The sequence below is a fragment of the Mycolicibacter kumamotonensis genome (assembly GCF_002086285.1).
GTDB classification, from domain to species: Bacteria; Actinomycetota; Actinomycetes; order Mycobacteriales; family Mycobacteriaceae; genus Mycobacterium; species Mycobacterium kumamotonense.
Genome location: NZ_MVHU01000090.1, coordinates 1 through 1,491, shown reverse-complemented (window position 1 = coordinate 1,491; position 1,491 = coordinate 1). Strand labels below are relative to the sequence as shown.

Below are 1,491 nucleotides of genomic sequence, written 5' to 3'. Positions count from 1 at the left end.
CGGCGACTACAACCTGCACCCGGCACTGCTCGACGCCGCCCTACACGCACTGCTCATCAACACCAACGACCAACTGCGCCTGCCGTTCTCCTGGAACGGCCTACATGTCAACACCCGCGCAACCACCAGCCTGCGGGTCCACCTCACCAGCACCGGCGAACAGGTGTCCCTAGCAGCCGTCGACGAAAACGGCGCGCCGGCCTTCACCCTCGACGGCCTGCTCGTGCGCCCACTGCCCTCCGGCGCCCTGGGCGCCGAACCCACCGATCGCGGCACCGGACTCTACGAAATCGAATGGACCCCCGTCGAGGCGCCCACAGACCCCACAGCCGCCCCACCCGACCTCGACATCGCGCACATCAACGGCGAGGACCTGCGAGCCGTCCTGCACCAGACACTCACACTGCTCCAAAACGCCATCGACGACGACACCAAGTCATCACCGTTGGTCATCGTCACCCGCGGCGCCGTCGCCGCCGCACCCCACGACAACCCAGACCCGACCACCGCAGCGATCTGGGGACTGGTCCGCTCCGCTCAAGCCGAACACCCCCACCGATTCGTCCTCATCGACCTCCCCAACGACGGCCGCGACCACAACGACCTGCTCTCCCACGCCCTCACCATCGCCGACACCGAACCCCAAATCGCCGCCCGCCCCACACAACTCCACATCCCACGCCTACGACGCATCAACCACCTCCAAACCCTCCCACACGAGAGGGCTTGGTCCCTCCAGGTTGCGAGACCGGGATCCCTCGAAGGACTGGCACTGCTGCCGAATAACGCAGCACAGCGACCGCTGACCGGGACCGAAGTCAGGGTTGCGGTGCACGCGGCGGGCGTCAACTTCATCGACGTGGTCATCACACTGGGAATGTTTCCCGGCCAGGCGCCGCCGCTCGGATCCGAAGGCGCGGGGGTGGTGATCGAGGTCGGCCCGGATGTGGAAGGCCTCTCGCCCGGCGAGCGAGTCATGGGGCTGATTCCCGGGGCGTACGGTCCGCTTGCTGTAAGTGACCACCGCATGCTTGCGAAGATTCCCGAGGGTTGGTCATTCACACAGGCGGCCACCGTATCGCTGGTATTCCTGACCGCTCACTACGGTCTGGTCGACCTGGCTGAATTGCAGGCCGGCGAGCGCGTGCTGGTGCACTCCGGCGCCGGCGGTGTGGGGATGGCCGCGATCCAGATAGCCCAGCGACTGGGTTGCGAGGTGTTCGCGACCGCGAGTGAGGCGAAGTGGCCGGTCCTGCGCGAATTGGGCCTAGACGATGCGCACATCGCGTCATCGCGCACCCTTGAGTTCGGCACTCGGTTCCCGCGGGTCGATGTGGTGCTCAACGCGCTGGCCGGTGAGTTCGTCGACACGTCGCTGAGCCTGTTGGGTGCAGGTGGCCGCTTCCTCGAAATGGAGCCTGTCACGAATTCTGTGTAAGTCAGAGATGATTTGACTACGAGTTGTAGTCTAGCACAACGGGATTCGACCGG

Annotated in this window: 1 protein-coding gene; it reads left to right on the top strand. The window is 65.5% G+C overall.

Translation table 11 applies throughout. The features are described from left to right. Positions 1–1,438, top strand: a 1,438-nt coding sequence (locus BST28_RS22860; RefSeq protein WP_165758140.1) for a SpnB-like Rossmann fold domain-containing protein, incomplete at its 5' end; no start/stop codon positions are given. Positions 1,439–1,491: the final 53 nt, after the last annotated feature.